The following is a 14,221-nucleotide window of genomic DNA, read 5'->3' as shown; positions in this document are numbered from 1 at the left end:
TAATTCAACCTTTTTCGGGGATTTCCTGCAAATCTATTTTCCCAATAAAATAAGGCCAGGGGGTTTGTGCTAATCTTTGTTTAATATCTTTTTTTAACTTTCGGGTTTCGGCATATTCTATTAAAACCACTGGGACTTCGTATTCATCATACACCTGCTTTAGCTCGTTTAAAAGTTGCTGAAAAATAGCTTCCTCTCTTAATTGATATTTTTTCTCCTGAAAATTATAATCTGAAGCAATACTTTCTTTTGCTACAGAATCTATAAATGGATGGGTATCTTTTAGTATAGAAACACCGGCATTTTGCATTAAATGAATATTGGGATAAACCAAGTTTAAAATCTTTAAAAAATCTATTAAAGCTTCTTTCTTTTCTGGTGTAGGCCCAAAACCGGTATAGTTATCTATATTGTCTAAAAACATCCCGTCCAGTCCTTTTTTCATATTGTAATCAAAAATTGCCATTAGAGCTTCCCGGGTTTCTTCATTTTCAATGTCTAAAATATGGCTATTCCATATTTTATTTTTTCCAAAAGTGAAATCTTTAATTTCGGGAAAATGAGCAGCAGCCTCATTAACTTCTCCCAGGCTAATATAACCCAGAATGGTAGTATTATTTTGCTTTAGCATTGCAATGTCTTCACTGTCAAAATGAGCGCTTTCTATTACTACAATTTCGTATCCTGAAACTTCTGCTGGGTAAAAATCGCCATAGGTAAAAAGTATTTGTTTTTCCTGGGTAACCTTTTGAGCGACTAACTGGGCGGTATTTAAACAGATTGCTGCTGTAACCATAAATATTTTAATAAGATGCATAGTAATAATAGTCCAGATTTTTAAAGAAACTATATGTTTCCCGTGTTGTAAGTATTGCAAATAACAGAGACCCCACTAACATTCCCATAACACTATATTCGTAAGAAACCCATCTGCTTAAAAAGACTCCAATTATAAAATTAACCAGAAAAGCACTTATAATGGCCACCAGTGGTTTCCTATGTCTTCCCAGCGTATATAGATAGAGTACATTTAACATTCCCAGGCTAAGAAATAAGTAACCTATACTTCCAAGAATACAAACTTTTATACTCAACGGACTCAGAATTTCATCAAAACCTCTGGAGTAGCCCCAGGGTTGCGTAACAATTAAATATAATAATACGGCAATACCCGCGGCACTAATAGCAAATAAACGTAAATGTTTAAAATACATCTTTTTCATTTTATCGTTAAAACGCTGAAAATCTGAATATTTTGTTTGAAGTTGATGAAAATCCATATGCCTAATATAAGAGTGAATAGCGTATTCCATTACTCCGCCAAGAAGGAAGAAAATGAGAATAGCGAGATCCATTCCAATCTCATAATCTTTTTCATAATAAATTATATAGGGAATATCCCTGTTTAAGGTAGAAGACCAGGCCACTATCCTGTCCAGGAAAACAAAAAGAAAAATAAAAGTACCGTATAAAAAGTAGTTGAAATTACGATATAACGAGAGCATTACCTTTGGCTTCTTTTTTACCGCGGTTTCATTTTTCAGCTTAAAATGAAAGAAGGAATAGATATAACCAACCGAAATTAAAGAAGCAACCAGAATCCCTGTCCAATGAATATAATAAGGGTGCATATCAGTATAAAAATGAAGTAAAAGCGCTAACACCGTACCTGCAAAGACGCTAAAAGAAAGCATCCATCGTTGTTTTAACGCATATAAAGGCGCTAAAACCAAAAGAAGAAAACCTATAAACAAGGCGTAAATAAAGGTTATAACTACAAAAAGAAGACTATAAAGTGGGATTACTAAATTGATAAGTAAAGAGAATATAAAAAAGCCTAATATAGCAATAGTCCCGTTTTTTATAATTTGGACGGTAGAATGTTTCGCCATATGGTAATCTTTATTATACCAGTAATAGGAAACCTGTTTTCCCAAAACCTGCACAAAACCCGCACTGCTAATAAAACCAATAATTACCCCCAGTACCACTGCGGTAGATTGTAGGTTATTAAAATGAGAGTAAGTCCAAAGGGAAAATCCGAATAAAATTATGGCAACCACCTGCAAGAAAACCGGAAATAAATGTAAAAGTCCTGAAGTATAATCTACAAGAAAGCGCTTGGTATTTTTTGTCGTAATATACTCGGTTAGAGCGAGTCTTTTATAAGTTTTGGCTTCAGCAACACGCTGATTATTATTTTTAAGGTTTGCCAGGGTAATGGCATCATAAGCTTTATAAATATAATTTGAAAGATGCATTATACTTTCAAAGCCATAATCTTCTTTCGCATCTACTTCCCTAATTCCAAAAGATTCTATTGTGGCGGCTACCACATAAACATTCACGGGTTTACCATTACGTTCTTTAACCGCAACAACAAGTTTTGCAATAGCTTTAATTTGATCTTTAGTCATTTTCAGGAAAAATCTTCAATCTTGGTAAGTTTTTTTTTGGCCCTGGGTATTTTCACAATATCATCATAAATAGCTTCATATTCGCCAATAAACTTGGATAAGGTGAAATTATTCAAAACTTTTTCCCTGGCATTTCTTCCCATACTCTTTCGCAAATCATCATCTAACAGCAATTTTAAAACATTGTCACCAATTTCTTCGGCATCTTTTGGTTTACAGGTAAAACCACAGCTATTATCAAGTGCTTCTTTAACTCCGCCCACATCAGTAGAAACCACGGGAATACCACAACCCATAGATTCAATTACGGTATATGGAAATCCTTCAGAAATAGACGTCAGGATAGAAATATCTCCCTCTAAAAAAACTTCCTGTGGGTTGTTCCTTGGGCCCATTAATTTAAAATTGTTTTGCAATCCTAATTCGGCTATAAGTTCAAGGCATTCTTTGGTATAATCAGGTACGGCATCATTATCTCCATAAACCAGGTATTGTACCTCGGGAATACTTCTTTTAACTACCGCACAAGATCTAATCATGGTAAGAATATCCTTTAATTCAAAAATTCTCGCCAAAGCAACTACGGTAGGAATGTCTTTTAAATGTGGAGGTTTAGGGCCGGGTTTAAAAACTTCGGGATCAATACCATTGTATATTATTCTGAATTTAGACGGATCTGCCCCGTACCATTTTTCCCATTTTTGATTGAATTTATTTACAGAAATAATTACTTCGGCCTTATGATAAACCAAACGGGTAATAGCTTCTGAAAACCTTATAAGTAAACTCTTTAAAAAATATGGATATTCTGAATTGTTTATAGCCAATAACCTTTCTCTAATAAAAACTCCGTGTTCTGTGAGGATTATTGGGGTCCCGTATTTGTAATTGGCAATAAGTGCCGGAATTACCGGGAAGCCACTTAGCGTTAAATGAGAAACATCTACTTTTGGAATGTTCACTATGGCAAGTGGTATTAAAAACCTGTAAATCCAGCGCAAGCCTATGGTAATATCTATTAAAGATGCATCGGGGTTACGCTCACCAATAATAAATTTAGCGAGAGTATCTCTATAAGTTAGCCAAACCTGCTCATTTCTAATGGTTTCTTTATAATCATAATCTTCAAAATAAAACCACAACTGATGAAAAATTATATCCAGGTCTTCTATATCACGGTCGTCGCTATAAATAAACTCCAGTAAGCTTTTAAAAATAGGAATAAACTTTTGAGCAACTACTTCATCATTAGTCCACTCTTTTTTAGCTACCGTTTTATAATATTCCTCACCGTAACTTATATAATCGTAAGGTTCATCTGGTGTCCAAAGAGGCACCTGTATTACTTCGTTTATATTATCGCTAAGTTTATACTTATACTCTGTCTCAAAAGAAGCATTTATAGAATACAGTTTAAAATCTACATTGCTAACCCTGTTACATAAAATATGCGCCCAGGTAGAAACACCGCCACCATTAAAAGGATAAGTGCCTTCCATTATAAGCAATACAGATGGTTTTGCCATTTAAAAGTTTTGCGCCAAAAATATATTAAAAATCAGTTACTTAAAAACCCGGCGATATAAATTTTACAAGAAAACCCTAAATTATAATTTGTTTAAATAGAATAACAATCCTACTATAAAGCGTAATTTAGGGATGGTAATTTAACTTATCTTTGTTTAAAATTGCTCCATATCTATGAACTTCTTTAGAATAAGCATTTATATGCTTTGCTACTTATTCCTTTCCTGCGGTGAACACGTGGCTCAGGAATCGAATAATAATAATAATAATAATATTGACTACCGCCAGGAAATGCGGGAGTTTGTTATTGAAATAAGTGAAATCGCAAAAGAAGAAAATCCTAATTTTATAGTTGTCCCACAGAATGGAGTTCAGTTGGTTTCCAAAGAAGCTAAATTAAAGAAAACTCCTGCTTTAGATTATTTAAATGCTATAGATGCGGTAGCCCAGGAAGATCTTTTTTATGGTTATCCAAAGTTAAACAAAATCACCCCAAAAGCCGATAATTTATATTTAAGAAAGTACCTTGATTTGGCAAAAGACGAGGGCAAGCAAGTATTGGTAACTGATTATTGTTCGGGTTTTAAGCTTATGAAAAATTCCTACAGGCTTAATGAGGAAAACAATTATACTTCTTTCGCGGCGCCACGGCGGGAACTTGATAGAATTCCAGCTTATCCTGTTTTTAATGAAAATAATAAAAATATAAGCCATCTTTCTGAAGCTAAAAACTTCCTGTATCTTTTAAATTACGCTGAATATTCTTCGAAATACGATCTTATCACCGAACTTGCTTTTACTAATTACGATCTTATTATTATGGATCTTTTCTTTCATAACGAAGCTTTTACTGCCGAAGACATTCAAAAATTAAAGAAGAAAAAAAATGGTGCTGAGCGTTTAGTTATATCTTATATGTCTATTGGCGAAGCCGAAGATTATCGTTTTTACTGGGAAGAAAATTGGAGTTCCAAATCCCCAACCTGGCTCCTTGAAGAAAACCCGGAATGGGAAGGGAATTTTAAAGTAGAGTACTGGAACGAGGACTGGAAAGATTTAATCTACGGCAGCGAAAACGCTTATCTCTCTAAAATTATCGCTGCAGGTTTTGACGGGGTTTACCTGGATATTATAGACGGTTACCAATATTTTGAGGACCGGGAATAATTAATATCTCTGCATAATCCAGGTCCTAAATTCTTAATCAATTCGGGCAAATAAGTATCTTTGGGAAAACTCCATTTTCTCAATGAACGATTATTTACTTTTCGCCTTAATTTTTGTCACACTCTTAATCGGACTTTACTTCGGAAAATTAATTTCAGGATTAAAAAGTAAAAATAAAGAAGCTATTCTTGAAGAAAAGAATAATCAATTATCACTTCAGGTTGATGAGTTTAAAAATCATATGAATAGCAATTTAGAGAATTATAAAACTGAATTATTAGATTATAAAAATACATTCCGGGTACAAACTGAAAAACTCGAAAAAGAACGCGAAGAAATTCGAAGAGAGAAAGATTTTTTAAATACAGAACTCACCCGCCGTAATGCCGAATTTGAAAATTTAGAGCAAAGAAATAAAGAACAAAAAGCCGAAGTTGAACAACTTCAGGAGAAATTCGAGAAAGAATTTGAAAACCTCGCCAATAAAATTTTAGAGCAAAAATCTGAGAAATTTACCCTTCAGAATAAAGAAAATATTCAGAATATTCTAAACCCTTTGCAGGAAAAAATCCTTCATTTTGAAAAACGAATCGAAGAAGGAAATAAAGAAAGTATAGATCGCCATGCTATGCTGCGACAACAAATTATTGGGTTAAAAGAGCTTAACGAGCAAATGAGCAAGGAAGCCACCAATCTCACTAAAGCGCTTAAAGGCGACACTAAAACACAGGGAAACTGGGGCGAAATGATCCTGGAGCGGGTTCTGGAACGCAGCGGACTCCAAAAAGGCAGCGAATACAGTGTACAACAAAGTTTTACCAATGCCGACGGGAAACGGGTTTTGCCCGATGTGGTAATTAATCTTCCTGGCGATAAAAAAATGATCGTAGATTCTAAAGTCTCCCTAAACGCCTACGAACGCTACAGCAATGAAACAGATGAGCAGGATAGAAAACAACATCTGAAAAATCACCTTACCGCTATTCGAAACCGGGTAAGTGAATTGGGTAATAAAAATTACCACCAATTATACGAGATGGAAAGTCCCGACTTCGTTTTACTTTTCATTCCCATTGAAGCTGCGTTTGCTGTCGCTTCCAACGAATATCCAGGACTGTATTCTGAAGCTTTTGATAAGAATATAATTATCGTTACACCCACCACTCTACTCGCTGTACTCAAGACCATAGACAGTATGTGGCAAAACGAAAAACAAAAGCAAAACGCCATTGCCATCGCAACCCAGGCCGGGGCTTTATACGATTCTTTCACTGCTCTAACCGAAGAGCTTACAAAAATTGGCAGGCAATTGGGAACGGTTCAAAATTCCTATGAAGGCGCGATGAAAAAGCTTACCGGAAAAGGAAATCTACTTAGACGGGTAGAAAAACTTAAAAAACTGGGTGCTAAAGCCAATAAACAAATAGATCCTAAAATGCTATCAGCTATAGATGAGGAAGAAATTGAAGAAAATCATGAAAATTAACCACTCTCCTGCAAGGTTTTGAAAACCTTGTAGGTTTGTAATTATTATGCATTCAAGAAAATAAAACCAAAAATTAATATGAAAACCTATAACAAATCAGTTTTCAGTTTTTTATTGATAAACCTTTTTATGCTGAATATTTCAGCACAGTATATTTATTTTCCTGAAGCCGGAACCTGGGAAGAAAAAGATCCAAAATCTTTCAATTTAGATTTCTCCGAAGCTATTCAGCTTGCTGAAGCAAACGAATATTCCGAATCCAAAGATTTACGCCAGGCAATATTAAAGGGCTTCCAACACGAACCTTATCACGAAATCTTAGGACCTACCAAAAGACGCGGTGGCCCGGCGGGAATAATTTTAAAAAATGGCTACTTAGTGGCAAAATGGGGAGATACAAAGCGTGTGGATATGACTTTTAGCGTTACCAAAAGTTTTCTCTCTACCACCGCCCTACTCGCCTTAGATCAAAACCTGATCACTAATGTTAAGGACCCGGTAATCAATTACGTTTGGGACAATACTTTTGAAGGCGAACATAACTCAAAAATCACCTGGAAACATTTGCTTGAGCAGAATTCAGATTGGAGCGGGGAACTTTGGGGTTCTTATGATTGGGCCGACAGGCCTTCTCAGGATACAGGAATAGACGATTGGCGAAACCGGAAACTCAACGAACCTGGAACGCATTTTAAGTACAACGATGTTCGGGTTAATGTACTCGCCTATTCTTTACTCAATGTTTTTAGAAAACCACTTCCCAAGGTTTTAAAAGAAAAAATTATGGATCCTATAAACGCTTCTTCGAGCTGGCGCTGGTTTGGGTACGAGAATTCCTGGACTACCATAGATGGCTACAAAATGCAATCGGTTAGTGGTGGCGGGCATTCCGGCGGCGGAATGTTTATCAATACCGAAGATATGGCGCGTTTTGGTTTACTATTTATGAATAATGGCAATTGGAATGGCGAACAATTAATTTCAGAAGCACTTATTCAAGAAGCTATTCAGCCTTCAGCTACAAACCCAAACTACGGATATATGTGGTGGTTAAATGCCGATGGCCCGAGACAATGGAAAAATATAGATAAAAACATTTTTTATGCGGCTGGTTTCGGCGGAAATTTTATTATTGTAGATCGTAAAGAAAACCTGGTAATTGTTACCCGCTGGCTGGAACCTTCTAAAATAGAAGAATTCGTGCAGAAAATCTATAACTAGAATTATGAAAAAAACACTTTTTGGTATTTTAGGAGCTATTTTACTACTCTTCATCGCCTGGTTTGCATTTATCTACTTCGTGCCTTACAGCGAAGGCACAAGGAGCGGCGAACTTATAAAATTCAGTAAAAAAGGTGTGATTTCTAAAACCTGGGAAGGTGAAATTAGCCAGGGAATTAGTGGTGCGCAAATCTTTCAATTTTCAGTATTAGACAATAACCAGGAAGCTATAGAAGCGCTACAGGAGAACGAAGGTAATTATGTTAGACTAAAATATGTTGAGCGTTACGCCACTTTTTTCTTTTGGGGTGATACCAAATATTTTATAACCGAAGTAGAAGAAGCCGAATCCCCTCATTTTAGAGATAGATAATTTATGACTCAATTTAAACACGTAAAAGACTCACAGGTAGATATTTCAGAATTAATGCTGCCTTCTCATTCAAATTTCAACGGAAAAATTCACGGAGGCTATGTGCTTTCACTTATGGATCGCATCGCTTTTGCCTGTGCCTCCAAACACTCTGGAGCCTATTGTGTAACCGCTAGTGTTGATACCGTAGATTTCCTAAAACCTATAGAAATTGGCGAATTAGTAACGATGAAGGCTTCGGTAAATTACGTGGGTAATAGTTCTATGGTAATTGGAATTCGCGTTGAAGCCGAAAATATTAGAACCGGCGAGATAAAACATTGTAATTCTTCCTATTTCACGATGGTGGCTAAGGCTGAAGACGGAAAATCGCTACAGGTTCCCGGCTTAATCCTTAGTAATGAGCACGATATTCGTCGTTTTGCAAAAAGCATAAAACGTAATAAAATGAAGCTGAATCGTAAACAGGAATTTCATGAGACCGATTTTTCTTCAAAAGAATATGTGCACTTACTGGATGAATATAAGGTTAAAATAGAGCAGTAAAGAATTTGAAATTTAATGGATTTATAGCAGCTATTTTTGTGGCGATAATAATCGCCTATTTATTCCCTGAGGGAATTGTGATTTTTCCGCTAAAAACCATCACCGACATTGGGATAGGTTTTATTTTCTTTTTCTACGGACTAAAATTATCTCCCGCAGAGTTTAAATTGGGTTTTCTGAATTATAAAGTTCACATCGCAATTCAGTTAGCCACCTTTGTAGCCTTCCCACTTTTAGCTCTGCTATGCTTACCGCTTTTTGAAGCAGGAACAGGTTCAGATCTTTGGATTGCTTTATTTTTTCTGGGAACACTTCCTTCTACAGTCTCTTCTTCTATAGTGATGGTTTCTTTGGCTAAAGGAAATTTGCCTACCGCCATTTTCAACGCCAGCCTTTCGGGTTTAATAGGCATCTTCGCAACTCCCATTTGGCTAAGTTTTTTTCTTAGTGGAAGTACCGATTTTGAATTCCTGGATGTACTTATAAAATTATGCTGGCAGATTATTATACCGCTAATTCTTGGATTATTTCTACAAAAATTTCTTGGGAATTTTGCAAGAAAGCACAGTAGAAAATTAGGCTTGCTAGATAAAACTACTATTATACTAATTGTTTACTCAAGCTTTAGTAACTCGTTCACATCCAATATCTTTAGCAGCGTAGAAACTATTGATTTACTTAAGCTTACCGGGATAGTTATTTTATTGTTTTTTATAGTTTACTTTGGACTTGGTTTAATCTGTAATATTTTAGGTTTTAGTTTAAAAGACAGGATCACCACCCAATTTTGCGGTACTAAAAAATCCCTGGTGCACGGCTCTGTAATGGTAAAAGTAATCTTTGGAAATTCAGCCAATACCGGACTATTATTACTACCTATAATGATCTATCATTCTCTGCAATTAATACTAATCGCTTTTTATGCTGAAAACTATAGAAAGCGAGTTTTAAAAGCTGAAACTTTAGAAGAAACTTTATAAGTAAAGCGCAATATCAGCGATACTTATAGTGAAAAAGATCCAACCCAGAATTAACAGAAGTCCGCCAAGTGGAGTTATTGGTCCTAAAATCTTTATTTTCTTTCCAGCGGAATCGCTTAGGGTTAAACCATAAATACTAAAAGAGAACAGAAATATTCCAATTATAAAAAACCAGGCAATAAGCTGCTGAGAAATACCAATAAACGGAAAAACTATTCCGGAAATTATAAGCATAATTGCGTGGTACATTTGGTATTTTACTCCTGATTCAAAACTTTTTAGCTGATCTTCAGAAAAACGCTTTTTTAAAGCGTGGGCTCCAAAAGCACCAAAAACTACTGCAAGTGTGCCGTAGATTCCACCTATTATGAGTACAATTTCTTTCATTAGTTATAATTATAATCCTGAGAGGTTATTTATTTAAGTTAGAAAACCTACAAAGTTTAAACACCTTGTAGGTTTTTGGTTTATTGTGTTGAGTAAAAAGAACTGGTTTCGTCAAGCTGAACTTGTTTCAGCTTCTAACATTTTTATAATTATTAAGATCTTAGATCCTGAAATAAATTCAGGATGACGATTATTTAATTCTTTCAAGAGCTTTATTTTTCATAATAAGTAAAGACCTCACAGGTTTTAGAAACCTGTGAGGTCTGTTTGTCCTACTTACTCAAATACATCTTCCTCCTACTATACAGGTCGTAAAAGGCATCGTCCCTTAAGCTATCAATAAAGAGAATACTTTCCCCTGTACTTTTCATTTCAGGACCTAGTTGCTTGTTCACTTTATGAAACTTATTGAAAGAAAATACCGGTTGTTTTATTGCATAACCTTCTAACTTCGGATTAAATTTGAAATCCTTGATTTTCTTTTCACCAAGCATCACTTTGGTCGCGTAGTTCACATAAGGTTCTTTATAAGCCTTCGCGATAAACGGCACCGTTCTGGAAGCTCTAGGATTGGCCTCAATGATATACACCATATCATCTTTAATAGCGAACTGGATATTTATTAAACCAACTGTATTAAGCGCTAAAGCGATCTTACGGGTATGGTCTTTTATCTGCTCCATCACCAGGTCTCCAAGGTTAAAAGGAGGTAACAAGGCATTAGAATCTCCAGAGTGGATTCCGCAAGGTTCAATATGCTCCATTATTCCTATAATATGAACATCTTCCCCGTCACAAATTGCATCTGCTTCAGCTTCTATAGCACCATCTAAATAATGATCCAGTAACAATTTATTATTCGGGATTTTTCGAAGTAAATCTACTACTGTTTCTTCTAGTTCGTCCTTATTGATCACAATCTTCATCCCCTGGCCACCTAATACGTATGAAGGTCTAACCAGGATTGGGAAATCAAGTTCATCGGCTAATGCCAGGGCTTCTTCAGCAGTTTCAGCGGTTCCAAATTCAGGGTAAGGAATATCGTTAGCCTGAAGCAACTTTGAGAAGCTTCCGCGATCTTCAGCAAGATCTAAAGCTTCAAAGCTGGTTCCCATAATTTTAATTCCGTAGCGATCCAGTTTTTCAGCTAATTTCAGTGCAGTCTGTCCACCAAGCTGAACGATCACTCCTTCTGGTTTTTCGTGACGAATAATATCATAAATATGTTCCCAGAAAACCGGTTCAAAATAAAGTTTATCGGCAATATCAAAATCGGTAGAAACCGTCTCAGGGTTACAGTTTATCATGATGGTTTCGTAACCGCATTCTGAAGCGGCCAATACACCGTGCACACAACTGTAGTCAAATTCAATCCCCTGACCTATTCGGTTGGGTCCAGAACCAAGAACTACAATCTTTTTCTTCTCGCTCACCTTACTTTCGTTATCTACATAACGTTTGCCGTCTGGAGTTTCAATTTCGGCTTCAAAAGTGGAATAGTAATAAGGGGTTTCAGCTTTAAATTCAGCCGCACAGGTATCTACAAGTTTATAAACCCTATTTATTCCCAGATCTACCCGTTTATTATAAACTTCACTTTCCAGACAATCCAGCATATGTGCTATTTGCCTATCGGCAAAACCTTTTTGTTTCGCTTCCAGCAAAAGATCTTTTGGTAGAGATTCTTTATCGTGCTTAGAGATCTCTACATCTAAAGCATAAAGCTCTTCGTATTGACGCAAGAACCACATATCTATTTTAGTGATCTCGTGAATGCGGCTTAACGGAATTCCCGCCTGTATTGCATCATAAATCACAAAAACACGATCCCAACTAGCGTAAGTAAGTTTTTCTATAATTTCGTCGTACTTGGTGTAGCTTTTTCCGTCAGCTCCAAGTCCGTTTCTTTTAATCTCAAGTGATTGTGTGGCTTTATGTAAGGCCTCCTGAAAGGAACGGCCAATTCCCATCACCTCTCCCACAGATTTCATTTGAAGTCCTAAGGTGCGGTCTGCGCCCTCAAATTTATCGAAATTCCAGCGCGGGATTTTCACGATCACGTAATCTAAAGTAGGCTCAAATAAAGCCGATGTAGATTTAGTAATCTGGTTTTCCAATTCATCTAAGTTATACCCAATTGCCAGTTTTGTTGCAATTTTCGCTATGGGATACCCGGTTGCTTTAGAAGCTAAGGCAGAAGATCTTGAAACCCTTGGGTTAATTTCTATCGCAATAATATCTTCCTTTTCGTCTGGACTCACCGCAAACTGTACGTTACATCCACCGGCAAAATCGCCAATGCTACGCATCATTTTTATCGCCATATCACGCATACGCTGGTAAGCGGTATCGCTTAATGTCATTGCGGGAGCTACTGTAATAGAATCGCCGGTGTGGATCCCCATTGGATCCATATTTTCTATAGAACAAATAATTACCACATTATCGTTCTTGTCTCTTAGAAGTTCTAATTCATATTCCTTCCAACCTAAAAGTGCTTTGTCTATTAGCACCTCGTGAATTGGCGAAGCTTCCAGGCCGTGGGTAAGTTTTTCATCAAACTCATCTGGACCGTGTACAAACGAAGCTCCACTTCCACCTAAAGTAAAAGAGGCACGAATCACTAAAGGAAAACCAAACTCCTGCGCAACTTCTTTTCCCTGAAGATAAGAGGTCACCGTTTTTGCCGGGGCTACTGGAATTCCAATTCTCCCCATAAGCTGTTTAAACTTTTCGCGATCTTCGGTAATATTAATGGCGTCAATATCTACCCCTATTAATTTTATTCCAAAATCTTCCCAAATTCCTTTTTCATCGGCTTCAATACAGAGATTTAAAGCAGTTTGGCCACCCATTGTTGGTAGAACTGCATCTATATTGGGATGCTTTTTAAGAATTTCTACAATAGACTTTGTAGTTAAAGGTTTTAGATAGACGTGATCTGCCATAGACGGATCTGTCATAATTGTAGCCGGATTGGAGTTAAGCAGGATAGTCTCTATCCCATCTTCACGCAAGGAGCGTAAAGACTGTGTTCCGGCATAATCAAATTCGCAGGCCTGGCCTATAATAATAGGTCCGGAGCCAATAATAAGGATACTTTTAAGGTTGTTGTTTTTGGGCATTTTTTATCAGGATTGTAGCATATGAAACATAAAAATAAGGAAGCGATTGGATATAAAAAAAGGCGTTACTAAAAAAAGTAACACCTTTAAATATTTTAAATCCTAATTCTCATTAGTGCTTATGTCTGTTTTCAGAAGAGACAGATATTTTCTTTCTTCCTTTAGCCCTTCTTCTGGCGAGGACTTTTCTTCCGTTTGCACTAGCCATTCTTTCTCGAAAACCGTGCTTGTTCTTTCTTTTTCTCTTGGATGGTTGAAACGTTCTTTTCATTTTAAATATCTTTAAATCTTCTGAATAATCGTTTTTTTAGCTCTCTGTAAAACTGCGTGCAAATATACAAAGCTTTTTAACTATTACAAGAGGTAATTTAAATTATTTTTAATTGTTTTTCTTACCTTTGCCGCTTCCAAAATAAAAGCATTTATGTTTAATAAGAATATCAAATTAGTTTTAGCGGGAGCTGTAATAGGTCTTGCCATTTGGCAGTTTATAGAAGGAAACATTGGAAATGGTATTATGTACATCCTACTTTCCTTAATTTTTATATTCCTGTATTTTAAAAATGAAATGATATTACTTGCTTTCTTGCGACTTAGAAAACAAGATTTTCCCGGCGCAAAAAAGTGGTTAGATAAAATTAAAAATCCAGAAACCGCGCTTACCCAAAAACAACAGGGTTATTACTGGTATCTACACGGGCTAATGGTTTCCCAAACCAATATTACGCAAGCCGAAAAATTCTTTAAACGTGCTATTAAATTAGGCCTGGCAATGGATCAGGACCTGGCGATGGCAAAATTAAACCTGGCGGGAATTGCAATGACAAAACGCCGAAAAAGAGAAGCTACCAATTTACTTGCTGAAGCTAAAAAACTGGATAAGCACGGAATGCTTAAAGACCAGATTAAGATGATGAAGCAGCAAATGAAGAAAATCTAATTTTTACATAAATTTAGTTAATTTCAGCTTTCATTAATTTTTCCGCAACTTT

At 36.2% G+C, this 14,221-nt stretch carries 13 protein-coding genes; 7 read left to right on the top strand and 6 right to left on the bottom strand.

Going from position 1 to position 14,221, the window contains the following annotated elements; all coding sequences use genetic code 11:
• Positions 1-4: 4 nt before the first annotated feature.
• Genes B4F31_RS08145 through pelF form a run of 3 tightly spaced genes read right to left on the bottom strand, consistent with a single transcriptional unit; the run spans position 5 to position 3,943 of the window.
• Positions 5-796 (bottom strand): endo alpha-1,4 polygalactosaminidase, encoded by a 792-nt coding sequence (locus B4F31_RS08145; protein WP_286761041.1) that lies wholly within the window; start codon positions 794-796, stop codon positions 5-7.
• 7 nt (positions 797-803) lie between these two features.
• Positions 804-2,417, bottom strand: a complete 1,614-nt coding sequence (gene pelG, locus B4F31_RS08140; protein WP_286761040.1) for an exopolysaccharide Pel transporter PelG — start codon at positions 2,415-2,417, stop codon at positions 804-806.
• Between the two features lie 2 nt (positions 2,418-2,419).
• Complete coding sequence (pelF, locus tag B4F31_RS08135; protein WP_093306271.1) at positions 2,420-3,943, bottom strand: GT4 family glycosyltransferase PelF; 1,524 nt, start codon at positions 3,941-3,943, stop codon at positions 2,420-2,422.
• A gap of 175 nt (positions 3,944-4,118) precedes the next feature.
• Between pelF and B4F31_RS08130 the strand changes: the two genes are divergently transcribed.
• The 6 genes from B4F31_RS08130 to B4F31_RS08105 all read left to right on the top strand — a co-directional run bounded on the left by B4F31_RS08130 (position 4,119) and on the right by B4F31_RS08105 (position 9,717).
• A complete protein-coding gene (locus tag B4F31_RS08130; RefSeq protein WP_093306270.1) occupies positions 4,119-5,111 on the top strand; it encodes an endo alpha-1,4 polygalactosaminidase in 993 nt (330 codons plus the stop codon).
• A gap of 82 nt (positions 5,112-5,193) precedes the next feature.
• On the top strand, positions 5,194-6,597 hold the full coding sequence (gene rmuC, locus B4F31_RS08125; protein ID WP_093306268.1) for a DNA recombination protein RmuC: 1,404 nt from the start codon (positions 5,194-5,196) through the stop codon (positions 6,595-6,597).
• Positions 6,598-6,675: 78 nt separating this feature from the next.
• Positions 6,676-7,818, top strand: coding sequence for a serine hydrolase domain-containing protein (locus B4F31_RS08120; RefSeq protein ID WP_286761039.1), 1,143 nt, complete (start codon positions 6,676-6,678; stop codon positions 7,816-7,818).
• A gap of 4 nt (positions 7,819-7,822) precedes the next feature.
• Positions 7,823-8,191 (top strand): 6-phosphogluconate dehydrogenase, encoded by a 369-nt coding sequence (locus B4F31_RS08115; protein WP_093306263.1) that lies wholly within the window; start codon positions 7,823-7,825, stop codon positions 8,189-8,191.
• Between the two features lie 3 nt (positions 8,192-8,194).
• Positions 8,195-8,737 carry an acyl-CoA thioesterase gene (locus B4F31_RS08110; RefSeq protein ID WP_093306260.1) on the top strand — a complete coding sequence of 181 codons (543 nt, stop codon included), beginning with the start codon at positions 8,195-8,197 and terminating at the stop codon, positions 8,735-8,737.
• 5 nt (positions 8,738-8,742) lie between these two features.
• Positions 8,743-9,717 (top strand): bile acid:sodium symporter family protein, encoded by a 975-nt coding sequence (locus tag B4F31_RS08105; RefSeq protein ID WP_093306259.1) that lies wholly within the window; start codon positions 8,743-8,745, stop codon positions 9,715-9,717.
• Here the strand turns inward: B4F31_RS08105 and B4F31_RS08100 are convergent.
• The 3 genes from B4F31_RS08100 to rpmH all read right to left on the bottom strand — a co-directional run bounded on the left by B4F31_RS08100 (position 9,712) and on the right by rpmH (position 13,500).
• Positions 9,712-10,104, bottom strand: a complete 393-nt coding sequence (locus B4F31_RS08100; RefSeq protein ID WP_286761038.1) for a DUF423 domain-containing protein — start codon at positions 10,102-10,104, stop codon at positions 9,712-9,714. The genes B4F31_RS08105 and B4F31_RS08100 overlap by 6 nt on opposite strands.
• A gap of 272 nt (positions 10,105-10,376) precedes the next feature.
• Positions 10,377-13,229 (bottom strand): carbamoyl-phosphate synthase large subunit, encoded by a 2,853-nt coding sequence (gene carB, locus B4F31_RS08095; RefSeq protein WP_093306255.1) that lies wholly within the window; start codon positions 13,227-13,229, stop codon positions 10,377-10,379.
• A 112-nt stretch (positions 13,230-13,341) separates the two neighbouring features.
• The gene (gene rpmH, locus B4F31_RS08090; RefSeq protein WP_075327124.1) at positions 13,342-13,500 is read right to left on the bottom strand and encodes a 50S ribosomal protein L34; all 159 of its coding nucleotides are present in this window, start codon (positions 13,498-13,500) and stop codon (positions 13,342-13,344) included.
• A gap of 153 nt (positions 13,501-13,653) precedes the next feature.
• Here rpmH and B4F31_RS08085 point away from each other — a divergent pair, with 153 nt between their 5' ends.
• The gene (locus B4F31_RS08085; RefSeq protein WP_075327125.1) at positions 13,654-14,169 is read left to right on the top strand and encodes a hypothetical protein; all 516 of its coding nucleotides are present in this window, start codon (positions 13,654-13,656) and stop codon (positions 14,167-14,169) included.
• Positions 14,170-14,221: the final 52 nt, after the last annotated feature.

Source organism: Salegentibacter sp. UBA1130, assembly GCF_002311535.1.
Classification (GTDB): domain Bacteria; phylum Bacteroidota; class Bacteroidia; order Flavobacteriales; family Flavobacteriaceae; genus Salegentibacter; species Salegentibacter agarivorans.
This window is presented reverse-complemented; position numbering and strand designations above follow the sequence as displayed.